Raw genomic sequence first — 24,303 nt, 5'->3', positions numbered from 1 at the left:
CGAAGAGCGGCCCTCGGCACCTGCCCCCCTCAGGTGCCGAGGGCCGTTCGGTGTCGTGATCCGACTCTGCTGTCCTGCGTCGACTCTGCTGCCGTCGAGGCTCAGCGGTCGGTGAGGAGGTCGTGCTTCGCGGCCTGCTCGATCGCGTCGGCGCGGTTGCGGGCATCGAGCTTGCGGTAGATGCTCCGCAGCTGCGTCTTGAGGGTGTTCTGCGACACGCTCAGGTCGGCCGCGATCGACGGCAGCGACGCACCCGAGGTGAGTGCGCGCAGCACGACGAGCTCGCGGGCCGAGAGACGCGGGCGATCGGATGTCGCGGGAAGCACCGCGGTCACCGGCCGCCCGGGGGCGTGGGTCGCCAGAGCGTCCTGCAGCAGCTCGACGTCGTCGGGGGCGAACAGGGTGGCCGGCGTCGTCAGCTCACGATCATCCAGTTGGATTCCCAGGGCGACCGCAGCCTTCGCGGCCGCGGTCGCGCCCGCCGTGCGGCGCAGGGCGACGACCTGGATCGCGGCCGCCTCGGCGCGCTGACGCGAGGTCTGCGGGATCTCCCGCTTCGGAGCCAGCAGCCGAGCCGCCTCGGAGGCGTCGCCCTCGACCACCGCGAGGCGTGCGCGTTCGATGGTCGTGCCGAACTCGTCGGGCCTCGCATCGTGCCGCAGCGTCGCTCGAGCCGCGGCCACGTCGCCGACGGCGAGATGCAGCAGGGTCCGGGCGCGGCTGAGCACGTGCCGTGCGTGGGTGCTCCCTGTCTCGCGCCGTCGCAGCCGTCGCAGAGACTCCAGCTGCTCGAGTCCGGCTGCGGCTCTGCCCTCGTGCAGAGCGACCCAGGCCTCAGCGAGCCCCATCGTCGCCCAGTGCTCGCTGGTCGAGCGGTGAGGTCCGAACACGCCCACATGCTCGCGAGCCGCGGCCACGTCGCCGTCCTCGACCGCCAGCAGCGCCTCCGCGACGCGATAGAAGGTGCCGCGGTAGCCGTCGCGCTGCTGCTGCTCCCACGAGCTCTCGCGGATCAGCTCGGCGTAGTGGCGTGCCTCTGGCATATCGCCGTTCAGCGCGTGGATGCCGCTGAGCAGCGCGATGCTGTGGAAGGCCTTGCTCAGGTCACGCGACGCCGCCATCGCCGCCGCGTTCTCGAAGCACTCGATCGCGTCATCCTCGCGCCCGCCGTAGTAGAGGGAGATACCGAGATGCGTGCAGAGCAGCGGCATCTCCAGGGCGTACGGCTGCCACACCGATTCCGGCGTCTCGCGGTAGAGGCTCAGTGCTCGGGCAGCGACCTGAGCGGCGCGCTCCGACATCCCGATGACTCGCAGGGCCGCGCTCTCGGCAGCCCAGATGAAGACGCGCTCGGTCGTGGCCACATCAGTGCGGCGGGAGTTCGCTGCCGAGATCGCCACGCGCATCAGCTGCAGGCCGCGCAGACGCCTCAGCTTGCTGGCGTTGTAGCAGATGGCGAGCAGCATGGCGATGAGTGGCTGGTCCTTCAATCGGGACACCGGAAGCCTGCGCAGCAGGCGCACTGCGGCGGGCCCGTGGTGGTCGAGCAGCTGGCTCCACCCCGACATGATCACGTGCGATGCGAGCGGAAGATCGTCGTACTCCATCGCGAGCTGCAACGCCTCCAAGGGCGCTCGCCGCTGGAGCGCGCCCTCGACGGCCAGGTTCATGAGGCGCGGGAGCTCGTCCGCGTGCGACCTCACGAGTTCGCGGCGCAGCAGCGTCCGCACGACCGGAGCGAAGAGGAACAGGCGGTCGTTCGACCAGCTTCCGAGACCGAACGCCTCCGCGTCGTCGAGCGGGCTCTCGATCTCGTCGACGCCCGACAGCGCGCGCGCCGAGGCGAGGTCGACGGCATCCGCGACACTGATGCGCACCAGTGCCTCGAGGACGTCGGGGTCGATGCCCGAGGCTTCGAGGCGTGACTGCATGTACTCCTCGACTGCGGGCGAGGCGGCCTCGATCGCCGCCGCCGGATCGTCGCCGAGTGCAGACCGCTTCGAGGCCGCGTGGATGAGTGCGGGGTATCCGCCCGTCGCCTGGAGCACGTCCGCCGCGTCCGACTCGTCGACCCGCAGGGCACGGGAGATCTCCTCGATGTCGAAGAGAAGGTCGTCCGGTCCTATCACCGTTCGATCGATCACCAGGCTCAACCCGTCGCGATCGAACGCGCTGCGCCGGTTCGTCGCTGCGATCGCGCGCGCTCGGGGCGCTGCGGCCACCGTCCGACACAGGTCGAAGATGCTGTCCGGCGACAGGGTGGCAGCGTCGTCGAGTACGAGGACGAGTTCATCCGTGGTTTCGCTGAGACACTGCGCGACGGCGCTCCACGGATGCAGACGGTCGTCGCCGGTCGGCGAGGTGAGTCCCGCACGGGACAGCGCGCGCAGAGCGGCGCGGGCGAGTTCGGTGCTGCTGGATCTCGTCGGATCGACAGTGACCCAGACGGTCGTCGACGCGGTGACGCGCGCCCATTCCGCGAGCGCGACCGTCTTCCCGAGTCCCGACGCGCCGCGGAGCACCGTCAGCGGACTGCGGTTCTCCAGCGAGGCCACCAGTCTCGGGCGCGAGGTGACATCGCTCGGCGGGCGGGGGACGTCCACATGCGCGAGCGCGGCAGAAGCTGGCATCGTCTCCTCCCCGGATGGTGTGCGTCTCTACGATATTCCGAAACATCGTCGGGGAGGCGCGTCAGGGTCTTCCTGCGACAGAGGGACGTCGGTCACGGATCCGCGCTGCAGTTGCACGGATCTAGGCTGGAGGGATGCATGAGGCCCGACCCCGAACCGTGAGGCGGGTGCCGACGAGCGCGCTGCTCATCAGCGCGGCATTCGCGGCGGTTCAGGCGCTGGTGTTCGTGATGGTCGTGCCCATCACCTCGTTGCTCGCCGTGTCGTCTCCGCCCGCGTACGCGCTCGTCGCCGCCGTGCACACCGCGATGCCGCTGCTCGCCCGTGTGGTCACCCGCGTGCCGGGCATGGCCACGTTCACCGCTGCGGTCACAGGGGTGCTGACGTCGGTGATCTCCCCGATCGGTCCGATCGCTGCGGTGCCGATGGTCTGCGCCGCCATCGCGCTCGATCTGGTCCTGCCGCTCCAGCGGGGAACGACAGCGAGCGCACGCCGCATCCTCCTTGCCGCTGCGGTCGCCGGCGTCGTGCTGTTCCTCGTCGCCTTGCCGGTGTTCTCCCCCGAGCACTTGGTGCCCGGCGTGCTGACGGCGACGTTCGGCGCGCGCCTCGTCGGCGAACTGGCGGTGGCGGCAGGCGTGATCGGAGTGCGGCGGTTGCTCGTGCGGGCCGGGACGATTCGCTGAACGCCCTGTCAGACGGCGCACGAAGGGGGCGGATGCTGCGGCATCCGCCCCCTTCGTCGTTCCCGCGCGCTCAGGCCGGGGTGTCGTTCGGGTCCAGCGTGCGCAGGGTGTCCTGCTCGACCTCATTGTCGGCCGTCAGCTGGTCTTCGGTGTTCTCGTCGCCGCCGATGGCCGCGTCGCGGTCGGGGCTCGCGTCGCCCTGGATGGCGCCGCGGGGTGATTCGCCGTGCGAGCTGTCGCCCTGGATGGCGCCGCCCTGGGCAGCGCCCTGTGCGTTCTCCTCGTCGGCGTCGCCCTGGATGGCACCGCGCGGCGAGTCGCCGTGCGAGCTGTCGCCCTGGATCGCGCCGCCCTGATTGGAGCCCTGGGCGTTTCCGTCGAGCTCGTCGGGCTGACGCCCGGCGTCTGCCGTCGACTGGCCGTCAGGAGCGGTGTTGTGCTCGGGGATCACGTCGGGGGAGCCTTCTGCGGGCTGCTCGGGGTGCGGGGTGCGTCCTGTGTTCTGGTCCATGACGTGACGGTACGTCCACCCCGCCTGCGCGTGGAGGGCATTGACAAACCGGTCTCACGCGTTCCGCCCGCGATGCCCGGTCAGAACGCGGTCAGTCCTTCTTCGAGGTGCGGATCGGCGTGGTGACGGCTGCCTCGTCGCTGAACTCGACCGGTTCGGCCTTCTTCTCGAGGATCTCGGCCTCGTCGACGATGTTCAGCGGTCGCGTCTCGTCGAGCGTCATGAGGAATCGGCTGCCCTCGGAGCGGTGCAGTCGTCCGGAGGTGAAGACCCAGATCGCGCCGATCGCGCACGCGACGAAACCGGCGGTGCCGCCGAGCATGATCGCCGTGCGCGGCCCGAAGGTGTCGGCCACCCACCCGGCGATCGGGGCGCCGACCGGCGTCGAGCCCATGATCACGGCCATGTACAGCGCGAGCACACGGCCGCGCAGGGCAGGCGCGGTGGTCATCTGCACGTAGCCGTTGGCGGTCGTCAGCAGCGTCACGATCATGAACCCGGTGAACGTCAGCGTGATCGCGTACGTCAGATACGTGGGCATGGATGCGGAGACGAACGCCGCGACGCCGAATCCCCCGGCAGCCAAGATCACGACACGCACCCTGGCTCGGTCACGCCGGGCAGCCAGGAGCGCACCGGCGAGCGAGCCGATCGCGAGCACCGAGCTCAGCACTCCGTACCCGTCGGCGCCCGCCCCGAACTCGATCGCCATGGTCGAGGCGAAGATGGGGAAGTTCATGCCGAAGGCGCCGATCAGGAACACCGTCACGAACACGACGCGCAGATCGCTGCGCCCCCACACATAGCGGAAGCCCTCGGCGAGTCCGCCGGGGCGGCGGTTCTTCAGGCGCGGCGCGAGCTGGCCGGTGCGCAGCATCAGCAGCGCGACGAGCATCGCCAGGAACGTCACGGCGTTCGCGATGAACACCCATCCCGAGCCGATCGCGACGATCAGCAGGCCGCCGACGGCCGGGCCGATCATGCGGGCCAGGTTGAAGGATGCCGAGTTGAGGGCGACCGCGTTGGACGTGTCGCCGGCGGAGACCATGTCGGAGACGAACGCCTGCCGCGCGGGGGCGTCGAAGGCGTTGACGACACCGAACGCCGCAGCGAAGCAGAACATCATCGGCAGCGTCATCACCCCGTTGAGCAGCAGCACGCCGACGGCGATCGCGAGCATCAGCAGCGCGCTCTGGGTGGCGAGCAGGATGCGGCGGCGCTCGAAGCGATCGGCGACCCATCCGGTGAGGCTCACGAGCACGAGCGGCGGACCGAACTGCAGCGCCATCGTGACGCCCATGGCCGCGGCGTCGTTGTCGGTGAGCTCGGTGAGCACGACCCAGTCCTGGGCGGTCGCCTGCATCCACCCGCCGATGTTCGAGACGAGGGCGCCGGCGAACCAGATGCGGTAGTTGATGTTCGAGAAGGAACGGAACATCGCGCTCATCGGTCGACCACCTTTCGCATCAGGGCGCTCGCTGCGCGCAGCGTCGCCAGTTCGTCCTCCGTGAAGTCCAGTTCGCCGAGCATCTCGGCGAGCAGCTCGTCTCTTCGTCGGATGGTCTGCTCCACGATCTCGGTGCCTGCCTCGGTGATGTCGACCTGCACGCGGCGGCGATCTTCGGCATCCGGAGTGCGGAGCACGAATCCCTGCTCTTCGAGCCCGTTGATCATGTTCGTCATCGACGGCGCGGTGACCCGCTCGCGCTCGGCCAGGGCGCTGATGGTGCGGCGACCGTGCATGCGCAGCGTCGCGAGCACCGCGAGCTGCGCGTCGCTCATCGCGTCGACGGCGCGAGCGCATCGCAGGCGCCGTGCGAGCCGGAACGTCGCCATGCGCAGGTCTGTCGCGGTGAGGTGGAGGGAATCATCAGGCGCAGACATTACTTAGACAGTCTAAGTAATTTTCGCCCGGATCGGAAGTCGGTGGCAGGACGCACCCGCCGCACAGGTCACAATGGACGGGTGACCCGAACCCCCGCGATCGAAATCGCCGTCCAGGATCCCGCCGGAGTGCGCATCGCCGGAGCCGTCGGCGCCGCGCGCGTCGAGCTGGCCCAGGCCCTCGCGCTCGGCGGCCTCACTCCGTCGCCGGCGACCCTCGACCTGTCGATCGACGCCGCGCATGCCGTCGGTGTCGAGGTGCACGTGCTCGTCCGGCCTCGGGCGGGCGGCTTCCGCTACTCCGCCGACGAGATCGCGATCGCCGAGAACGATGTCCGACGTGCGATCGAGGCGGGAGCCGACGGTGTCGTGATCGGCGCCCTCGACGACGAGGGGCTGCTCGACATCCCCGCCATGCGGCGTCTGCGCGACGCCGCCGGGGCGGCATCCGTCACCCTGCATCGCGCGATCGACGTGACCCCCGACCCCGTCGCCACGCTCGTCGCCGCTCGCTCGCTGGGCCTGCGCCGCGTGCTGACCTCGGGCGGCGCCTCGATCGCGATCGACGGCATCGACACGCTCCGGGCGCTCGTCGCCGAGGCCGCCGGCGAGATCGAGATCATGGCGGGCAGCGGAGTGGATGCCGCCAGCGCCGCCGCCCTCGCCGCCGCCGGTGTCGACGCCCTGCACTTCTCCGCGAAGCGCACGGTGAGAGAAGACGGCGGCGTGCGCATGGGCTCCGCCGCCGACGGCGTCGGAGGATACGAGGTCACCGACCTCGAGATCGCCCAGGGCGTCATCGCCGCGCTGTCGAGCTGACGCGTCCGACGCGGTCGGCCTGACGCATGTCGCGCACTCTCAGTAGGGTGGGGGCGTGACCGATACGCGCGAATTCACGGATGCCGACGGCATCGCCATCGTCTACGACGTGCACCCGGCGGTCGGTGATGCGCGGGGAGTCGTGCAGCTGCTGCACGGGGTGGGCGAGCACGCCGGTCGGTACGGCGCGCTGATCGCCGCGCTCACCAAGGCCGGATTCATCGTCTACGCCGACGATCATCGGGGGCACGGGCGCACCGGCATCCGTCAGCACGGCGGACCCGAGAAGCTCGGTCGACTCGGCAAGGGCGGTCTGCGTGCGGCGGAGGCGGCGATCTGGCAGCTCACCGGCATCATCAAGGACGAGCACCCCGACCTGCCCCTCGTGCTACTGGGGCACTCGTGGGGATCGTTCCTCGCGCAGATGCTCGTGAACGACCACCCCGAGGCATGGGATGCGGTGATCCTCTCGGGCTCGGCTCTGCGTACGCCCGGATCGCTCAACGCTGCACCGCTCAACGCCCGCTGGGCCGCCGACGACGCGACGGGCCTCGAGTGGCTGAGCCGCGATCCGGCGGTGTGGACGGCGTTCGACGAGGATCCGCTCACCACGAACCAGCCGCTGCTGAAGCTGTTCGGCCCCGTCGAGGCGGCCAAGCTCTACGGCCGTCCGCGCAAGGACCTCGGACGCGACATCCCCCTGCTGCTTCTCGTCGGTCGCGACGATCCGGTCGGCGGTCCGCGCAGCGTGCACAAGCTCGCCGACGAGTACCGCACCCGATCGGGACTCACCGACATCACGACGTTGGTGTATCCCGACGCTCGTCACGAGATCTTCAACGAGCTGCAGCAGGACGAGGTGCGCGCAGACATCCTGTCGTGGCTCGACACCCGCATTCCCGCTCGCTGACCGTCGCCTCGATCCGGGCGAGCCCCGCCATCATCCGGGCGGCTCGCGCGTCGGCGTGTTACGCCCCGTGAACGGACGTTACAGCGGGTGAATCCGCGTGACGTCATCCCGGCACATCGGCCTCTCCTCCGCATAGATTCGCGGCGAGAGGGAGGTGCGGGGTGGGATTCGAAGACGAGTGGCGTGCATGGCACGACGCGCGAGAGCGCTATGCCGGCGCGGAGTACGGTCCGGCCGCGCTCGAGTCGACGAACTGGCTCATCACCGAACCCGCCGCCGTGGAGGGGGTGCCGGGTCTCTGGGCGCTCACGGGAGACGGAGGGATCCGCGGCAGCGATCTCGGCACGGCCGGGTCGGTCGTCACGCTGAGGGGCCGTGAGACGCTGCGGCTCGGACGCCGCGAGCTGCGTGTGTTCGACCGGCGCGGCGAGGTCGCGCTGCGGGTGTTCAACCCCCGACGCCCCGAGCGCGAGCGGTTCAGCGCGATCGACGCGTATCCGCCTCGGGAGGGATGGCGGATCGCGGCGGTGTTCGAGCCGACGCCGGGCGAGACGATCACCGTGACCTCGATCGACGGGCGCTCGCACGACACCGACCTCGCCGGACGGCTGCGGTTCACGCTCGACGGTGTCGCGGTGGCGCTGGCCGCGACGCGTGCGCCGCAGGGCGGCCTGAGCGCCGTCTTCGCCGACGGGACCAACGGCACCGAGACCTATCGGTTCCGCTTCCTGCCGGTCGAGGAACCGGCATCAGACGGCTCGGTGGTCATCGACTTCAACCGCGCCTACCTGCCGCCGTGCGCCTTCTCGGACCAGTACGTGTGTCCTCAGCCGCCGCCGGGCAACCGCTTCTCGGCGCCGATCCGCGCCGGAGAGCGCGCGGTGGTGCACGGGCGCTGAATCCGCGGCGTACCGCGCCGTCCTGACGGCCCCGCCTTAAGCTGTAACCGTGCACGGTGAATACAAGGTTCCAGGAGGAAAGCTCGTCGTCGTCGACCTCGAGGTCGAAGACGGCAGGATCGCCCGCTTCCGGCTCGCCGGCGACTTCTTCCTCGAACCAGACACGGCGCTCGACGACATCGACCGGGCGGTCACCGGGCTGCCCGTCGAGACGGACGCCACGGCCATCGCCGCCGCGGTGCGCGGTGCGCTCCCCGAGGGCGCGCAGCTGCTGGGCTTCACGCCCGAAGCCGTCGGCACCGCCGTGCGTCGCGCCCTGGTCACGGCTCCCGGATGGAACGACTTCGACTGGGAGATCGTGCACGAGAAGGCGGTCTCGCCGCGCATGAACCTCGCGCTCGACGAGGTGCTCACCTCTCGGGTCGGCGAGGGGCGTCGGCGCCCCACCCTGCGCATCTGGGAGTGGGATCAGTCGGCCGTCGTCATCGGCTCATTCCAGTCGTACCGCAACGAGGTCGACCCCGAGGGCGCCGCCCGGCACGGCTTCGACGTCGTGCGCCGCATCTCCGGCGGTGGCGCGATGCTCATGGCCGCAGGGCAGATCATCACCTATTCGCTCTACGTGCCGGCATCCCTCGTGCAGGGCATGACCTTCGCCGACTCCTATGCGTTCCTCGACGACTGGGTGCTGCAGGCGCTGCGCTCGCTGGGGATCGATGCGATCTATCAGCCGCTCAACGACATCGCCAGCTCGTCGGGCAAGATCGGCGGAGCCGCGCAGAAGCGCCTCGCCAACGGGGGAGTGCTGCACCACGCGACCCTGTCGTACGACATCGACGGCCAGACCATGACCGAGGTGCTGCGCATCGGCCGCGAGAAGCTCAGCGACAAGGGGACGACGTCGGCCGCGAAGCGGGTGGATCCGCTGCGCAGCCAGACCGGCCTCGCGCGGGCCGAGATCATCGAGCGCTTCAAGGACACCTTCCGCTCGCTCACCTCGGCGGAGGACGGCACGGTCAGCGCCGACGAGTACGCGGATGCCGAGGCTCTGGTGGAGTCGAAGTTCGCCACCGACACGTGGCTGCACCGGGTTCCGTGACCGACCCCGCGCCTGACCCCTCGTCTGATCCCGGGGCGGTGGATCCCGCTCCTGTCGTCCGCGGTGACGTCTCGATCATCCAGGGCGACAACCTCGCCGTCGCGGCGACCCTGCCGTCGGCGTCGTTCACGCTCGTCTACCTCGACCCGCCGTTCAACACGGGCCGGACGCAGGAGCGACAGGTGGTCACCGCCCGTCGCACGTTCACGACTCAGCAAGAACCGGGTGCGTCCGGAGTCGGACTCCCGGAATCCCGCGGGTCGGATGCGACGGTCACGCCGATCGTGCTGAGTTCTGAACCGGCGGCGCCGCCGGCCGAGGTGCGGCACGGGTTCCACGGCCACGCCTATGAGCGGGTGCGCGGGATGCTCCGCACCTACGACGACCGTTTCGACGACTACGGCGCCTTCCTGATGCCGCGACTCGAGGAGGCGTGGCGGCTGCTGGCCGACGACGGCACCCTCTATCTGCACCTCGACTACCGCGAGGCGCACTACGCGAAGGTGATGCTCGATGCGGTCTTCGGCCGCGACTGCTTCCTGAACGAGCTCATCTGGGCCTATGACTACGGTGCGAAGTCCCGCCGTCGCTGGCCCACCAAGCACGACACGATCCTCGTCTACGTGAAGAACCCCCGCGAGTACGTCTTCAACTCCGACGACATCGATCGCGAGCCGTACATGGCTCCCGGCCTCGTCACGGCAGAGAAGGCCGCCCGAGGCAAGCTGCCCACCGACGTGTGGTGGCACACGATCGTGCCGACGACCGGCCGCGAGAAGACCGGATATCCGACGCAGAAACCCGAGGGCATCCTGCGGCGCATCGTGCGGGCGTCCAGCCGTCCGGGCGACCGTGTGCTCGACCTCTTCGCCGGCAGCGGCACCGCCGGGGCCGTCGCCTCGGCTCTCGGGCGCGACGCGGTGCTCGTCGACGACAACCCCGAGGCCGTGCGCGTCATGACCGAGCGGATGCCCGATGCCGTGGTGACCCGCGTCGGGGAGTAGCCCCGCACGCGGAGCACTCTCAGCAAGGATGCTCGCCTGCCGCAACAGGCGTCAGCGTGGTGCGTGGGTTCTCGTGTGCGCGTGGCAACGCGCGAGCAGGTCGGCGCGGCGTCTGATGGCGGCTTGTGCGCTCTCGGTGACGCTGCGTCCCACGCTGCTCGGGGTGGTCACATCGAGACCGGGGCGGGCGAACAGGACGTCGTAGAACGGAGCGAGAGTCTCGTCGGAGAACTTGAGCGTGCGACTGAGCGTCTGCAGCGGCGTGCCCCACCGACTGCCGCTGTCGGCATTGATATCCGCACCTTCATCGATCAGGCGGGCGAGCAGAGGCGCTTCGGCGGTGAAATCGTGTGCTGTCGCGCTCAGCAACACGTGCAGAGCGTTCACGTGGCTCTCGGTCGCTGCGGCGGCATCAGCGCCGTCGTCGAGCAGTCGCGTGGCGATCGCGACCCGGCTGGCGGGATCGGCGTTGCGGAGGGCTCGCATCAGCAGGGTCGATCCGTCCTCGTCTGCCCATCGTGCGAGCGAGGGCTCGTAGTCGGCGAGAAACTCGGTCTCGTTCGTGATCGCGGAGAAGTAGGCGCGGGGGTAGACCATGACGTCGACACTAGGCGACGGGCGCGGTCCGTGGCGGGAACATGCGGGACGAGGATCGACCGACGGGACACATCCCGGGCTGCCGTTCGGCGGGAGAGAGTCTCGGCGTGAGAGTGTGAGAGTCATGACCGAGTACGTCGAGGTGCAGACCGCCGCGGGGCGGGTTCGCGGGCGCTGGCGCCCGACCACCGGAGGCAGGGGCGCACCGCGGTCGGCGGCCTTCCTCGGCATCCCGTTCGCGGAGGCGCCGGTCGGCGAACTGCGGTTCCAGGCTCCGGTGCCGAAGGCGCCCTGGGACGGCATGCTCGACGCCCTCGAGTTCGCTGCGACCGCCCAGCGCGGCGATCCCGGGGTGACACTGATCCCCGAGCCGAGTGTCGAGGGCGACTCGACTCTGAACGTCAATGTCTTCACGCCCGATCCCACGGCGGCGGGTCTTCCCGTGCTGGTGTGGATCCACGGCGGCGGATACTTCGCGGGCTCTCCGGCGAGCCCCTGGTACGACGGCCGGAACTTCAACCGCGACGGCGTCGTCACCGTGTCGATCTCCTACCGGCTCGGCTTCGACGGATTCGGCTGGATCGAGGACGCCCCGTCGAACCGTGGCGTGCGCGACTGGCTGCTCGCTCTCGAATGGGTGCAGCAGAACATCGACGCATTCGGCGGAGACCCCGAGCGGGTGACGATCGCCGGGCAGTCCGCGGGCGGCGGCGCCGTGCTGACCCTGCTCGGCATGGAGAAGGCGCAGCACCTGTTCCACGGCGTCTATGCGATCTCGGGAGCGCTCGGCGATGTCGCGGCACCGCGAGCCGAGGCATTCGGGCGGGCGCTCGCTGCGGCGGCGAGCGTCGACCCCACCGTGGCCGGATTCTCTTCGGTCGCGGAAGAGCGTCTGCTCGCGCTGCAGAAGAAGGCCACCCAGCTCGGTCCGTCGTCGATGACCAGCATGATCGATGAGGGGCTTCCGCTCGGTCCCGCGATCGACGGCGACCTTCTCGTACGTCCGACCCCTGACTCTCTGCGTGCCGGCGTCGGTGCCGACAAGCCGCTCGTGATCGGCGCAGCCGACGACGAGTTCACCATGGCGTTCACCGGCAGCGCCGCGAGGGCGCTGCGCTGGGTGCCGCAGGGCGTCCTCTTGACCCGGCTGGGCCTGCGCAAGACGATCCGCGCGGACTATCTCGCCGCGAACGCCGACGTCGCCCGTCTCGGCAAGGCCCGCCTCGCCGGTCGCGTCCTCACCGATCGGATGTTCCGCAGCGGAGTTCCCCGCATCGCAGCCGCCCGGGGCGACGCGCCCACCTGGCTCTACCGGTTCTCGTGGCCGTCAGGGCATTTCGGCTTCGCGGAGCACTGCCTCGACGTGCCGTTCTTCTTCGACTGCCTCGACGGCCCCTCGATGGAGGCGCTCGCCGGACCGAATCCGCCGCAGGAACTCGCCGACGAGCTGCACGGTGCCGCCGTCGCGTTCCTCGCCGCGGGTGGTCCCGGCTGGCCGGAGCACCAGGGGGATGCCGGGATCGTGCGGGTGTACGACCTGCCCACCCGCGACGTCGCCGATGCGTACGCGTCGGTGCGTGCGCTGGTCTGACACGCCTCGACGGGCCCGAGCCGGGCCCGTGCGCGGCTGCGGGGCTCAGCTCACCCGGTAGGCGCAGTAGCGCACGGCATCCGCCTGCCTCTGAGCGGCCGAGAGGAACAGGGTTCGCTGCAGGTGGGCGAGTGCCGGCGCGGCCGTCTCGATCTGCACGGTCGTGCGGAAGTAGTACGCGCCCGGGTCGACGTCCTCACCGCGTCGCAGCTGCTCGAGCACGTCGGGAGTGCCTGTGCGGAGTCCCTTCGCGTGCAGCAGCAGCAGGTCGCCTCCGTCGGTCCGTGCCGAGTAGCGGCCGTCGATCTCGATCGTCCCGTCGGGTCGCACGATCTGCCAGTCCGCTCCGCCGGCCAGGATCTCGGCCTCGACGGCGCCCGTGATGCGCCCGCCGAGGATCGGCACGACACGGCGATGACCGACGCTCGTGGCGTGGTGATCTTCGAGCGGGCCGAGGTCGACGGTGACGTCGAAGGCGAACTCGAGGTCGGGTCGGGGGAGTTCATCGTGCGAGGTCATCGGGTCTCCTCATGGTCGGCGGCGAGCAGGTCCGTGACTCAACGCGCATCGAGATCGATGGCCTTCATCGGCGCTTCAGTGGCCCTGTCGGGTGCCGCGACAGCAGTACTGTTCTTCTTCCAGCCGTGGAGAAGCTGTCCCTATGAGGACACGTCCGTGGGGTGCGCCATGCTGCCGAATGACGCCGCGGTGATGGTGACCGCGCTGGGTATCGCCCTCATCGGCGCCGCGGTGTTCGCTGTCGGCAGGCTTCAGGGGCGTCGAGCGGGTTAGTGGTACAGGGGAGGCGGCGTAGCCAGCACGGCGATCAGCGCCCCCATCACGAGGACCGTGCTGAGCCCCACGATGCTCCATACCGTGGCACGTCGCTCGCGCTTCGGATGCACGCCGCCTAGCCCCACCAGCACGGCCGACAGCAGCAGCACGAGCCAGACCACAAGCGCGATGATGCCCATCCCGATACCGATCGCCCGCTCGGTGTCGTCCGAATCGGCGTACTCGATGACCGTGACGCCGGGGCCTCCCCAGCTGAGGCCGGGGCCCGCCAAGCTGAGGCCGGCTAAGCCGAGCATGAGAGCCCCGAAAAGTCCGATGAGCGTCGCGGCGATGGTCAGGGAGGCACTGCCGACGATCCGCACGGCCCCATAGTGGCACGTGGCGGGCGCGAGCGCAGTCACGGGCGTCGGCAGCGACAGCTACTGGCAGTTCGGCGACTGCAGCAGCGGTAGCTCGAACCTGGTCAGCCTCGCGGCCGATCCGGGCTCGAGGGCGAACCATCCGGCGATCTGCCCGTCGGCGATCCGCGTGCCGTAGTCGCCGGCGGTGAACGGCTGATGGCCGTCGTCCGCGCTCGTGTGCAGGACAGGGGTGGCGAGCAGCCCATCCTGCTCGAGCACGTCTATCGATGACAGGAAGAGGAAGGACCTCTCTTCGACGACGTATCCCGATTCGCACCCGTCGACCAGCAAGGGGGTGACGGGCCACGGCGTGGTCAGAAACCCCCAGAACACTGCCACCACGGTTCCGCCGATCGACAGCAGTCGCCCGATCACGATCAGTCCGAGCCAGCCGGACGGCGCCGAGACGGTGCAGAGCATGTAGCTGATCGCGATGAACGCGAGGATCGTGGATGCTCCGATGATGTGTCGTGACGGCAAGGTGCCGAGCAGCAGCTGAGCATCGCCACCGGATGCGGAATCGACCACGGCCACGCCGATCACCGCGATCGTCGCTGCGGCCACTGCCACTGTCGCCGCTGTCTGCAGCATCCGCGGGTGCCGGGATGCCGTGAGGGTGCGCTCACTCATCGCCGCTCTCTTTCACGAACGCATCACGAGCAGGACAGGTGCGAATATACCTCGATGACTCGCTCGATATCGGGGTAGCCCGCTTCTTCCAGAGCGGCCCGCACGTCCTCCCGCACGGATTCCAAGTAGGCGGACCCTCGGAGCCTGATCTCGGGAACGGAGTCGAGGTCAGGATCATCGTCGAGGAGTGAATACCACTCCGACCACTGAGACTCGCTGACCGTCGCATCATCGAGAGCTTTGGCGGCGATGCTGCTGGCCTCGGCGGGCGGATCATCGACCGCGGGGCTGAGCCACCATTCGATCTCGCACGTGCCACCCGGCACAGGCACGGTTTCGGAGCGATCGGGACCGCTCGCCGGCGGCATGAGGCCGCAGCCGGTCATCGCCAACAGGGCCGCCACCAGAGAACCACTGAACAGCCAAGGTCGACGCATGCAGAGATCATAGGTGAGCGTTCTGAGCATGCTCCGTCGCCAGCTCGACGAGCATTGCCTGACCAGAGGACATCGGTTCGGTCGTGAGCTCCACGGATCCGAAGGGGAAAGGGTAGAAGAACGTCCCTGTTCCGTCCCACTCGGTGATCGGGATCATCGCGAACCAGATCTGGCTGATCGCGACCGAGACGACGGCGAGGATCGCAACGGCAGCAGCGGCCCGATCGAGGTATCGGATTGCTGAGGGGATGTCTTGCGCGCGGCGCAGCACCGCGGTGATCGCCGCCAATGCGATCGCGGCGAATGCGAAGAGGATCAACGGGCTGGGCTGCAGAGCGAGATCCACGCACGTCGGCGCGGTCTCGGTCGCCTTGCCGGCTGCATCGATGAAACCGCCGTCCGCTGCGACGCCTCCTGGGCAGTATCCCTTGCCGCTCGTCATGAACGTCGAGTAGCCCAGAGCGGCGACCAGGGCGACCACGACCAGGCGCCGAACGCGAGCGATGATCTCCATGCCCGGCACTGCGGACTCTGTCGTCGGCGCGTCCCGCCTCGCGGTCTGAGACACGATGCCCCCCTTTGTGCTTTGCCCATGACACTATCGACGGCCGCGCCGAACATCCACCGAGGAATTGGTGATCGGAACGAGCTCGCCGACGGAAGGCACACACTCATGCGCGGCATCCAGGCGGTCGCCGTCGATGCCGCCCGTCAGGCGATGTAGATCTTGCGCAGCGTCTCGGTGACCGTCCACGCGGTGCGCTGCCCCGCGGCGAGGCGCACGACCGACCCGGGGCCGACCTCGACGGCGGGCAGCGGGGGGTCGACGAACTCGATCCGCGCCTGACCGGTCAGCACGACGAACACCTCGTCGACCTCGGTGTCCGATGCCGTGCCGGGCGTCATCTCCCAGATGCCGATCTCGACCTCACCCAGAGTCCCCAACGCCTGCGCCGCCGTCGTCGGGCGACCGATGAGCACGTCCTCCACGGGCAGCGGTTCGTGCATCAGCGGCAGCGCCGCGGCATCCACTCCGGTTCCCGGCGCGAGCTCGCCCGGCGCGAGCTCGCTCACGAGTCGAATCCCATGCCGACGGCATCCAGCGTCTTGAGGAACAGGTTGCGCTTGCCCTCGTTGTGGTCGGCCCGGTTCATCGCGGCTCGCACGAGGTTGACGCCGATCGAGGCGACGGGCTCGGGCGGGAAGGGGATCGGCTTCTCGCGCACCATCGCGAGCTCGGTGCGTTCGGTCGGCTCGCCCGACAGCTTGTCGAGCATGACGTCGGCGGCGAAGCGCGCGGCGCCGACGCCCAGGCCGGTGAATCCGGTGGCGTAGGTGACGCGTCCTTTGCGGGCGGTGCCGAAGAACGCGCAGAAGCGGCTCGACGAGTCGATCGCTCCGGCCCAGCGGTGCGTGAAGCGCAGCCCTTCGAGCTGCGGGAACGTCGTGAAGAAGTGCGACGCGAGCTTGCGGTGGCTCTCGGCGCGATCCTCGTATTCGGGTCGCACCTTGCCGCCGAAATGGTAGACCGCGTCGTATCCGCCGAACAGGATGCGATTGTCGGCGGTGAGGCGGTAGTAGTGGAACTGGTTGGCGCTGTCGGCCAGGCCCTGGCGGTTCGACCATCCGATCGACGCCAGCTGCTCGTCGGTCAGCGGCTCGGTCATGAGCACGTAGTCGTAGACGGGAACCGTCATCAGGCGGTTGCGCTTGAGCAGCGAGGGGAAGACGTTCGTGGCGAGAGCCACGGCATCCGCTCGCACCTGCCCGCCGTCACGTGTGACGAGCGTGATCGCGCTCGATCCGTCGCCGATGACCTCGCGCACGAGCGACTGCTCGTAGATCTCGACCCCGAGCTCGACCGCGACGCGCGCCAGCTCGAGACCGAGCTTGGCGGGGTGCACGAGCGCACAGGCATCGCGCTCCCAGGCGCCGGCGAGGAACGTGTCGGAATGCACCTCGGCCTGCATGGCCTCGCGGTCGAGGAATCCCTCCTCCTCGCGCAGCCACTCCACCTGGTGCGGCTCGACGGCGACGGCCAGCTGGCCGGTGCGCTCGAAGTCGACATCCATGCCGTACCGCTTCACGGTCTCTTCGATGCCGTGGAGGTTCTCGATCCCCAGCTCTTCCAGGCGGTCGATCTCGTCGGGCCAGCGCGTGAGGCCGTTCTCGTGTCCGTGCGTGAGGCTCGCCTCGCAGAACCCGCCGTTGCGGCCGGATGCCGCCCACGCGATGCGGGACGCCTCCAGCAGCACGACGCGACGCTCGGGATCGCGCTCCTTGGCGCGCACGGCCGTCCAGAGACCGGCGTAGCCGCCGCCGACGATGGCGAGGTCGGCCGTGATGCTCTCGGTGAGTGCGGGGTGCGAGACACGCTCGACGTCATCGAGCCAGAACACGCTGAACGCGGTGTCGCGCAGCGAGGCATCGATCACGGCATCCGCGGGGCGGCGACGTTCGAAGACCGTGGTTCCCATGGTGTTCTCCTGGTTCCGGACCCGCGCCTCAGCGCGTGCCCCAGTTGTAGAGGTCTTTGTAGAGCCCTGCGTAGAGCAGGCTCTCGGTGTGCGTGATGCCGGGGATCGTACGGATGCGGGTCGCGATCAGATCGAGCAGGTGGCTGTCGCTCTCGCACACCGCCTCGACGAGGATGTCGAACGTGCCGAGCGTGACGACGACGTACGCGAGTTCGGTGATCTTCGTCAGCTCCTCGGCGATCAGTCGCGGGTCGCCCGTGACGCGGATGCCGATCATCGACATGCGGTTGAAGCCGAGCTGCATCGGGTCGGTCACCGCGACGATCTGGATGATGCCCGCCTCGGTCATGCGCTGCACGCGCTGACGCGCCGCCGCCTCGCTGAGCCCCACCTCTCGGCCGATCTCGGCATAGGGTCGTCGACCGTCCTCCTGCAGCAACTCGACGATCCGCTTCGAGATGTCGTCCAACACGGGCTGCTTCGGCGTGGTGCTCATGTGTCGATATTGACAGGATCGGCGCTCCCTGGCAACTGATTCCATCGTTAAGATCACTTCACTCTTCTGTATTCGTGATCCGATCGCTAGCATGGCGAGCATGGCCACAGAACTCCTACAGAACTTCATCGGCGGGCAGTACGTTCCCGTGAGCGGACAGAAGCGGATGCCGTTGATCGACCCGGTGACCGAGGAGGCCTACGGCGAGCTGCCGGTCTCGGACGCCTCCGACGTGGACGCCGCTTATGCCGCCGCATCCGCCGCGTTCCCGATCTGGCGCGACACCACTCCCGCCGATCGCCAGCTCGCGCTGTTCCGCATCGCCGATGAGATGCAGAGCCGCGCCGAGGAGTTCGCCGACCTCGAGTCGAAGGACACCGGCAAGCCGCGAGCCAGCCTCGTGGCCGACGAGATCCTGCAGTCGATCGACCAGCTGCGCTTCTTCGCCGGAGCCGCCCGCAGTCTCGAAGGACGCGCGGCGGGGGAGTACCTCGCCGGCCACACCTCGTTCGTGCGCCGCGAGCCGATCGGCGTGATCGGACAGGTCACCCCCTGGAACTATCCGCTGAACATGGCGGTGTGGAAGATCGCCCCGGCGCTCGCCGCAGGCAACACGGTGGTGCTGAAGCCCGCCGAGTCGACGCCCCTGACCACCCTGCTGCTCGCCGAGATCGTCGCGCTGCACACGCCGGCCGGCACGCTCAACGTCGTGCTCGGCGACCGCGACACCGGCGTGGCACTGGTCGAGCATCCGACGCCGCAGATGGTCGCCATCACCGGATCCGTGCGCGCCGGGATGGCCGTCGCACGCTCGGCGGCGAACGACGTCAAGCGGGTGCACCTCGAGCTCGGCGGCAAGGCGCCCGCGATCGTCTTCCCCGATGCGAACCTCGACAAGGCGGCATCCGGCATCGTCACCGGCGCGTTCTTCAACGCCGGACAGGACTGCACCGCGGCCACCCGCGTGCTCGTGCACTCGTCTGTGCACGACGAGTTCGTCGCCGCGCTGGTCGAGAAGGCGAAGACGGATGCCCGCACGGGCGCCCCGCACGAGGAGGGCGTGCTCTACGGTCCCCTCAGCAGCGCTGCCCAGCTCGCTCAGGTGCAGGGCTTCGTCGACCGCCTGCCTGCACACGCCACGATCGAGACCGGCGGTGCGCGTCAGGGTGAGAAGGGCTACTTCTTCGAGGCGACCATCGTGTCGGGTCTGCATCAGGACGACGAGGCCGTGCAGGGCGAGATCTTCGGCCCGGTGCTGACCGTGCAGTCGTTCGAGACCGAGGAGCAGGCGCTCGAGATGGCGAACGACGTGCCCTACGCCCTCGCATCGTCGGTGTGGACCGCCGATCATGCCCGCGCGATGCGCTTCTCGCGCGACCTCGACTTCGGCTGCGTGTGGATCAACACCCACATCCCGTTCGTCTCGGACATGCCTCACGGCGGTTTCAAGCACTCGGGCTACGGCAAAGACCTCTCGCAGTACGGCTTCGACGACTACACGCGCATCAAGCACGTGATGTCCGCGCTGGACTGACGGCGGGTCTCGGGCTACCAGCGCGAGCGGATGAGCGACCCTCGCGTGAACCGCACCACCGAGATCGTCATCGGCACACTGCCGACGGGGGCATCGAGCGCTCGCGCGAGCAGCAGCTCTGCGGCCGATCTGACCTCGGCGAGCGTCGCGGCGACGCCGCGCACGTCGAGGTCGGCGACGTGCAGCACCCACCACCCGCGCTCCAGCAGGGCCGTCACCTCATAGGGGTACACGGCCGGGGTCGGAGTGTCGATGCGCGACGACGGACGTCGGTCGAGCCGGTGCGGGATGGTCGGTCGCATCAGATGCCTCCTCCCTGTGGTCGTACGGGGCCGCGGTGGCTCCCTGAAGCAAGACGCGCACGGCCGTGGATCATGACGCGGATCAGGGTCCGGATCTCTCGACACGTATGACGCGATGTGTCAAGCTGGGGCGGACGTCGAATCCGGGGGGATCAACTTGGCACGACCACTTGCGGGGCCCCAGACCCTGCTCCGAACACTCAACGGCCGCGCGATCCTCGAGACGCTCGCGCGCCGAGGCCCGCTCACCCGCGCCGAACTGGTCGCCGAGACCGGTCTCTCTCGCACTGCGGTGACGCAGGTGCTGCGGATGCTCGAATCATCGTCGGCGGTCGCCGCTGCGGGCGTCGACCGTGACACGCGGGGACCGGCAGCAGGGCGCGTCTCGCTGCATCCACATCTCGGACTCGCTGCCGCAGTGCACGTCGACGCCCACGCCGCCCACGTCGCGCTGGTCGACCCGACCGGAGCCGTGCGGGCCGAGAGCCACGCCGCCTTCCCCGTGCGCGGGGACCGCGTGCAGCACATCGCCGGGCTCATCGACGCCTGTCAGAGGGCCGTGGCCGGTCCGCTGCTGCTCGCGGTCGTCGGCATCCCGGGCATCGTCACCGCCGACGGCGGCATCCGCGATGATCAGGGTCCCGACGGCGGCGCGTTCAAGAACGCCCTGTCGACGCGCCTCGGCTGCCCGGTGCGGGTGGAGAACGACGTCAATCTCGCGGCGCTCGCCGAGCTCTCCGAGGGCGCCGGCGCGGCGCTCAGCAGCTTCGCGCTGCTGCTCCTCGACGACGGACTCGGCGCCGGCATCGTGATCGACGGCTCCCTGCACCGGGGCTTCTCGGGCGTGGCCGGCGAGGTCATGTATCTGCCGCAGAGTCCGCTGCCGATCGGCGCTCCCGTGCTCGGTGACGCCGTCGTGCGCGACCTCGCCCTGGCGAACGGGCGTGACCCGGACGAGACGATCGACCAGCATCTCGACGCCGCCTCCGCCGGCGATCCGGCCGCACTCGCCATGGCCGCCGAGATGGGACGCAGGCTCACCCTGATCGCGGGCAGCATCGCGCTCGTGCTCGACCCCGAGGCGTTCCTCCTCAGCGGCACGGCCGCCCACCCGGCGCTGGCCCGAGCAGCGGTCGCCTTCGCCGAAGAGCTCGCCCCGCAGCTCCCGCTCACCCTCCTCGTCTCGTCGTTCGGCCCGGAGGCGCCGCTGGTCGGCGCAGTCGGTGAGGCGGCATCCGCTCTTCGCGCGACCGTTTTCTCGCGGTTGCTTCCCGCATCGGACAGGAGTCGGCGATGACCTCGGACCTCGCGGATCGCCTCGGCCTCGCGCCGGGAGCCAGGGGCGTGATCATCAACGCCGACGACTTCGGCATGTGCCACGCGGCCAACACGGCGATCATGCAGCTGCTCGATGCGGGGCACATCGACTCGACGACGCTCATGGTGCCGTGCGCGTGGGCACCCGAGGCGCTCGCTTTCGCGGCCTCGCGCGCCGACCTCGACGTCGGCGCGCACCTCGTGCTCACGAGCGAGTGGACCGACTACCGCTGGCGGCCCCTCACCGGCACCGACACCACCCTCGTCGACGACGCGGGGTACTTTCCCGCCGGCGTTCTCGCGATCGAAGAGCTCGCGTCGGTAGACGACGTCACCGCCGAGATCGCCGCACAGCTGCAGACGGCGCTGGATGCCGGGGTCGACGTGACGCATCTCGACAACCACATGGGGTCTGTCTACGGTCTGCTGACCGGGCGGGACTTTCTCGGCCCGGTGTTCGAGCTCGCCGCCCGCAACGGCCTGCCGTTCCGGCTGCCGCGCAGCATGGACGGGACCGGCGACGACGCCGCCCTGCAGGCGAAGCTCGCCGAGGCCTCGGCCGCCGCCGATGCGCTCGGCGTCGAGATCATCGATCGGCTGTGGAGCCACCCGTTCGAAGAGGCTCCGGACGAGTCGTACGAACAAGTGCGCGACGGGTTCATCGCGCTGCTGCGCGCGGTTCCGGCCGGAGTGACCGAGATCTACCTGCATCCGATGGTCGACGACGACGAGCTGCGCGCGGCCGTCGACTTCGGTGCGGCCAAACGCGGGCACGAGCTTCGCCTGCTCTCCGACCCCGAGGTGCTGCAGGTGTTCGACGACGAGGGACTGGTGCGGCTCGGATGGCGCGATCTGCGCGATCTGCAGCGGAGCCGACGCGCATGACCTCGCTGACGACGCGGCTGCGCGACCGACGACTCGACGCCGCCCCCACGAGGGCTCAGGCCATCGCGTTCGGAGTATCGGGGTTCCCGACCCAGCTCATGGCGCAGACGTTCTCGGCGTTCGTCGTCTACTTCTACGTCACCCACCTCGGAGTCGCGCCAGCATGGGTGGCCGCGGCGATGATCGCGCACGGCGTGCTGAACGCGGTGCTCAACCCGGTCGTCGGGGCGCTGTCCGACCGCATCCGCACGCCGTGGGGCCGCCGCATCCCGTGGATCGGTCTCGGCATCGTGCCGCTCGTGGTCGCCTTTGCGCTGGTGTGGATGCCGCCGGAGCTGCCGACCGCCGGGCTGATCGTCTGGTTCCTGATCGTGGTGGCGGTGTACGACATCGCCTTCGTCGTGGTCGTGCTGAACATCTCGGCACTGTTCCCCGAGATCTTCCGCACCACCGACGAGCGGGCGCGCGGCAACGTGCCCCGGCAGATCTTCGCGATCCTCGGCATGGTGCTCGGCACCGCGGGTGCCCCTGCGCTGTACGACTCGATCGGCTGGCCGGGAATGGCCCTCGTGCTCTCGGCCGTCTGCCTCGTGCTGCTCGTCTGGTCGTTCTTCGGCGGCATGATCGAGCGTCGAGTGCCCGAGGCCGCATCCGAGGCGATGCGCTGGGGCGACCAGCTGAAGTACACGTTCGCGAACCGGGCGTTCGTGCCCTACGTGCTCGGCTCGCTGTTCATCCAGACCTCGATCGCCGTCATCCTCGCGGCGCTGCCGTTCTACGTGCGCTACTCGCTGGGCGCCGCCGAGGGAGAGGCGAGCCTGCTGCTGGGGGCGATCTTCGTCACAGCCATCCCGTCGATCGTGCTGTGGAGCGCGATCGTGCGCCGCACCTCGCCCCGCGCAGCGCTGCTGTGGAGCGTCGCCGTGTTCGGGATCTCCGTGCTCGGCTACCTGCTGCCGTCGACCGTGCTCGCCGCAGCGCTCATCGGCGTCGCGGTGGGCGTCGGCGTCGGCGGTCTGCTGCAGCTGCTCGAGGTCGTGCTCGCCCAGATCATCGACGAGGACGCCACACGCACCGGTCATCGACGCGAGGGCGCGTACTTCGGGGTGAACGGCTTCGTCGTGCGCGGCTCGGTCGTGCTGCAGGCCGTCGTGGCGGCGGTGGTGCTCACGGCATCCGGCTTCGACGCCTCGCTCGGCGATGCGCAGCCGGAGGCCGTCGATGGCGGGATCCGCGTCATGGTCGCGGTGGTCCCGCTCGTCTTCGCCGCCCTCGCGTGGCTGTGCTTCTGGCTCTACCCGATCCGCACGCGCGACCTCTGACCGACGTCAGGACGCGGCCTGACGGGCCTCCCAGCCCGTGCGCACCATCTCGTCGACCGTGTATCGCATCTTCCAGTCGAGGTCACGCGCGGCGAGCTCGCCGGTCGCGACGATGCGGTCGGGGTCTCCCGGACGCCGAGGGCCGATCTCAGGGGTGAAGTCGATGCCCGTGACGCGCGCGACCGCGTCCATGATCTGCTTCACGCTGAGGCCGTCGCCCGAGCCGAGGTTGTACGCGGCCTCGATCGGCTCGCCACCGGCGAGACGCTTCGCTGCCGCGACGTGGGCGGCGGCGATGTCGCCGACGTGCACGTAGTCGCGCACGTTGGTGCCGTCCTCGGTGTCGTAGTCGTCGCCGTTGATGCGGGGGGTCTCGCCGGCGATGAGCTTCTCGAACACGATCGGGAAGAGGTTGTGCGGGCTCACGTCATAGACCGACGGGTCGGCCGAGCCGACCACGTTGAAGTAGCGCAGCGAGGTGTGACGCAGCGGCTTGTCGGAGTCGGCGGTCGCGATCGCCTGGTCACGGAGCAGCCACTCGCCGATGAGCTTGGACTCGCCGTAGGGGCTCGCCGGCTTCTTGGCGGTCTCCTCGACGACGAGCGCCACATCGGGCGTGCCGAACACGGCCGCCGACGACGAGAACACGATGTTGGTGACGCCCGCGGCATCCATCGCCTCGAGGATCACCCGAGTGCCCTCGACGTTCTGCGCGTAGGTGTGCAGCGGACGCTGCACCGAGACGCCGGCGTACTTGTATCCGGCGACGTGGATGACACCCTCGGCGTCGTGATCGCGCAGCGCCTTCTCGACCAGTTCACGGTCGAGGATGCTGCCCTGCACGAAAGCAACGCCTTCGGGCACGAACGATGCGACGCCGCTCGAGAGGTCGTCGAGGACGACGGGCGTGAGCCCGGCATCCGCCAGTGCGCGAACGACGTGCGAGCCGATGTAGCCGGCGCCGCCGGTCACGATCCAGGACATTGTGCTCCTCAGGGTGGGGAAGTGTTCAGTATCTCAGGTCGCGATCGGCGGACTCTGAAGCCGCGAGTTCACGACGTGGCCGAGCGGGCAGCG

The 24,303-nt window shown here is 69.4% G+C and carries 26 protein-coding genes; 11 read left to right on the top strand and 15 right to left on the bottom strand.

Annotated elements, in window-relative coordinates:
• Window positions 1-101: 101 nt before the first annotated feature.
• Window positions 102-2,630 (bottom strand): LuxR C-terminal-related transcriptional regulator, encoded by a 2,529-nt coding sequence (locus SOM10_RS14505; RefSeq protein WP_320490701.1) that lies wholly within the window; start codon window positions 2,628-2,630, stop codon window positions 102-104.
• 134 nt (window positions 2,631-2,764) lie between these two features.
• Here SOM10_RS14505 and SOM10_RS14500 point away from each other — a divergent pair, with 134 nt between their 5' ends.
• A complete protein-coding gene (locus tag SOM10_RS14500) occupies window positions 2,765-3,316 on the top strand; it encodes a hypothetical protein (protein WP_320490700.1) in 552 nt (183 codons plus the stop codon).
• Between the two features lie 70 nt (window positions 3,317-3,386).
• Here the strand turns inward: SOM10_RS14500 and SOM10_RS14495 are convergent, their stop codons facing one another.
• The 3 genes from SOM10_RS14495 to SOM10_RS14485 all read right to left on the bottom strand — a co-directional run bounded on the left by SOM10_RS14495 (window position 3,387) and on the right by SOM10_RS14485 (window position 5,711).
• On the bottom strand, window positions 3,387-3,827 hold the full coding sequence (locus tag SOM10_RS14495) for a hypothetical protein (RefSeq protein ID WP_083569392.1): 441 nt from the start codon (window positions 3,825-3,827) through the stop codon (window positions 3,387-3,389).
• A 91-nt stretch (window positions 3,828-3,918) separates the two neighbouring features.
• Window positions 3,919-5,265 (bottom strand): MFS transporter, encoded by a 1,347-nt coding sequence (locus tag SOM10_RS14490; protein ID WP_082298048.1) that lies wholly within the window; start codon window positions 5,263-5,265, stop codon window positions 3,919-3,921.
• Window positions 5,266-5,270: 5 nt separating this feature from the next.
• A complete protein-coding gene (locus tag SOM10_RS14485; RefSeq protein WP_053097780.1) occupies window positions 5,271-5,711 on the bottom strand; it encodes a MarR family transcriptional regulator in 441 nt (146 codons plus the stop codon).
• Between the two features lie 81 nt (window positions 5,712-5,792).
• Between SOM10_RS14485 and SOM10_RS14480 the strand changes: the two genes are divergently transcribed.
• From SOM10_RS14480 to SOM10_RS14460, 5 genes are all read left to right on the top strand, one after another.
• Window positions 5,793-6,530, top strand: a complete 738-nt coding sequence (locus SOM10_RS14480; protein WP_320490697.1) for a copper homeostasis protein CutC — start codon at window positions 5,793-5,795, stop codon at window positions 6,528-6,530.
• 55 nt (window positions 6,531-6,585) lie between these two features.
• Window positions 6,586-7,440: an alpha/beta hydrolase gene (locus tag SOM10_RS14475; RefSeq protein ID WP_320490696.1), complete on the top strand. Its 855-nt coding sequence runs from the start codon at window positions 6,586-6,588 to the stop codon at window positions 7,438-7,440.
• Between the two features lie 161 nt (window positions 7,441-7,601).
• Window positions 7,602-8,339 carry a DUF1684 domain-containing protein gene (locus SOM10_RS14470; RefSeq protein WP_320490695.1) on the top strand — a complete coding sequence of 246 codons (738 nt, stop codon included), beginning with the start codon at window positions 7,602-7,604 and terminating at the stop codon, window positions 8,337-8,339.
• Between the two features lie 49 nt (window positions 8,340-8,388).
• On the top strand, window positions 8,389-9,438 hold the full coding sequence (locus tag SOM10_RS14465) for a biotin/lipoate A/B protein ligase family protein (protein WP_320490694.1): 1,050 nt from the start codon (window positions 8,389-8,391) through the stop codon (window positions 9,436-9,438).
• A gap of 38 nt (window positions 9,439-9,476) precedes the next feature.
• The gene (locus SOM10_RS14460; RefSeq protein ID WP_320490693.1) at window positions 9,477-10,442 is read left to right on the top strand and encodes a site-specific DNA-methyltransferase; all 966 of its coding nucleotides are present in this window, start codon (window positions 9,477-9,479) and stop codon (window positions 10,440-10,442) included.
• Window positions 10,443-10,493: 51 nt separating this feature from the next.
• Here the strand turns inward: SOM10_RS14460 and SOM10_RS14455 are convergent, their stop codons facing one another.
• Complete coding sequence (locus SOM10_RS14455) at window positions 10,494-11,039, bottom strand: hypothetical protein (RefSeq protein WP_320490692.1); 546 nt, start codon at window positions 11,037-11,039, stop codon at window positions 10,494-10,496.
• A gap of 124 nt (window positions 11,040-11,163) precedes the next feature.
• On the opposite strand from SOM10_RS14455, the gene SOM10_RS14450 reads away from it, so the two are divergent.
• Window positions 11,164-12,630, top strand: a complete 1,467-nt coding sequence (locus SOM10_RS14450; protein WP_320490691.1) for a carboxylesterase/lipase family protein — start codon at window positions 11,164-11,166, stop codon at window positions 12,628-12,630.
• 45 nt (window positions 12,631-12,675) lie between these two features.
• Here the strand turns inward: SOM10_RS14450 and SOM10_RS14445 are convergent, their stop codons facing one another.
• From SOM10_RS14445 to SOM10_RS14410, 8 genes are all read right to left on the bottom strand, one after another.
• Window positions 12,676-13,149: a DUF3237 domain-containing protein gene (locus tag SOM10_RS14445; protein ID WP_320490690.1), complete on the bottom strand. Its 474-nt coding sequence runs from the start codon at window positions 13,147-13,149 to the stop codon at window positions 12,676-12,678.
• A 269-nt stretch (window positions 13,150-13,418) separates the two neighbouring features.
• Window positions 13,419-13,787, bottom strand: a complete 369-nt coding sequence (locus SOM10_RS14440) for a hypothetical protein (RefSeq protein ID WP_320490688.1) — start codon at window positions 13,785-13,787, stop codon at window positions 13,419-13,421.
• A gap of 57 nt (window positions 13,788-13,844) precedes the next feature.
• A complete protein-coding gene (locus SOM10_RS14435; RefSeq protein WP_320490687.1) occupies window positions 13,845-14,456 on the bottom strand; it encodes a hypothetical protein in 612 nt (203 codons plus the stop codon).
• Between the two features lie 23 nt (window positions 14,457-14,479).
• Window positions 14,480-14,893, bottom strand: coding sequence for a hypothetical protein (locus SOM10_RS14430; protein WP_320490685.1), 414 nt, complete (start codon window positions 14,891-14,893; stop codon window positions 14,480-14,482).
• A gap of 7 nt (window positions 14,894-14,900) precedes the next feature.
• The gene (locus tag SOM10_RS14425) at window positions 14,901-15,461 is read right to left on the bottom strand and encodes a hypothetical protein (protein WP_320490683.1); all 561 of its coding nucleotides are present in this window, start codon (window positions 15,459-15,461) and stop codon (window positions 14,901-14,903) included.
• 143 nt (window positions 15,462-15,604) lie between these two features.
• Window positions 15,605-15,967, bottom strand: a complete 363-nt coding sequence (locus tag SOM10_RS14420) for a cupin domain-containing protein (protein WP_072591899.1) — start codon at window positions 15,965-15,967, stop codon at window positions 15,605-15,607.
• Window positions 15,964-17,370: an NAD(P)/FAD-dependent oxidoreductase gene (locus SOM10_RS14415; protein WP_320490681.1), complete on the bottom strand. Its 1,407-nt coding sequence runs from the start codon at window positions 17,368-17,370 to the stop codon at window positions 15,964-15,966. The genes SOM10_RS14420 and SOM10_RS14415 overlap by 4 nt, the downstream gene beginning before the upstream one ends.
• Before the next feature lie 28 nt (window positions 17,371-17,398).
• Entirely contained in the window at window positions 17,399-17,866 is a 468-nt protein-coding gene (locus SOM10_RS14410) for an Lrp/AsnC family transcriptional regulator (RefSeq protein WP_053097765.1), read from the bottom strand.
• 100 nt (window positions 17,867-17,966) lie between these two features.
• Between SOM10_RS14410 and SOM10_RS14405 the strand changes: the two genes are divergently transcribed.
• A complete protein-coding gene (locus SOM10_RS14405; RefSeq protein WP_320490679.1) occupies window positions 17,967-19,400 on the top strand; it encodes a gamma-aminobutyraldehyde dehydrogenase in 1,434 nt (477 codons plus the stop codon).
• A gap of 14 nt (window positions 19,401-19,414) precedes the next feature.
• On the opposite strand, the gene SOM10_RS14400 is transcribed toward SOM10_RS14405, so the two are convergent.
• Window positions 19,415-19,702, bottom strand: a complete 288-nt coding sequence (locus SOM10_RS14400) for a hypothetical protein (RefSeq protein ID WP_053097764.1) — start codon at window positions 19,700-19,702, stop codon at window positions 19,415-19,417.
• A gap of 157 nt (window positions 19,703-19,859) precedes the next feature.
• Here SOM10_RS14400 and SOM10_RS14395 point away from each other — a divergent pair, with 157 nt between their 5' ends.
• Genes SOM10_RS14395 through SOM10_RS14385 form a run of 3 tightly spaced genes read left to right on the top strand, consistent with a single transcriptional unit; the run spans window position 19,860 to window position 23,226 of the window.
• Window positions 19,860-20,999 (top strand): ROK family transcriptional regulator, encoded by a 1,140-nt coding sequence (locus tag SOM10_RS14395; protein WP_072591897.1) that lies wholly within the window; start codon window positions 19,860-19,862, stop codon window positions 20,997-20,999.
• Window positions 20,996-21,904: a polysaccharide deacetylase family protein gene (locus SOM10_RS14390; protein ID WP_320490676.1), complete on the top strand. Its 909-nt coding sequence runs from the start codon at window positions 20,996-20,998 to the stop codon at window positions 21,902-21,904. The genes SOM10_RS14395 and SOM10_RS14390 overlap by 4 nt, the downstream gene beginning before the upstream one ends.
• Entirely contained in the window at window positions 21,901-23,226 is a 1,326-nt protein-coding gene (locus tag SOM10_RS14385) for an MFS transporter (RefSeq protein ID WP_320490675.1), read from the top strand. The genes SOM10_RS14390 and SOM10_RS14385 overlap by 4 nt, the downstream gene beginning before the upstream one ends.
• Before the next feature lie 6 nt (window positions 23,227-23,232).
• On the opposite strand, the gene galE is transcribed toward SOM10_RS14385, so the two are convergent.
• Window positions 23,233-24,210 carry a UDP-glucose 4-epimerase GalE gene (gene galE, locus SOM10_RS14380; protein ID WP_053097760.1) on the bottom strand — a complete coding sequence of 326 codons (978 nt, stop codon included), beginning with the start codon at window positions 24,208-24,210 and terminating at the stop codon, window positions 23,233-23,235.
• Between the last annotated feature and the right edge of the window lie 93 nt (window positions 24,211-24,303).

The organism is Microbacterium sp. CFBP9023 (assembly GCF_034045055.1).
GTDB lineage: Bacteria > Actinomycetota > Actinomycetes > Actinomycetales > Microbacteriaceae > Microbacterium.
Note: the sequence above shows the minus strand (reverse complement) of the source record. Positions and strands in the feature narration are given on the sequence as shown.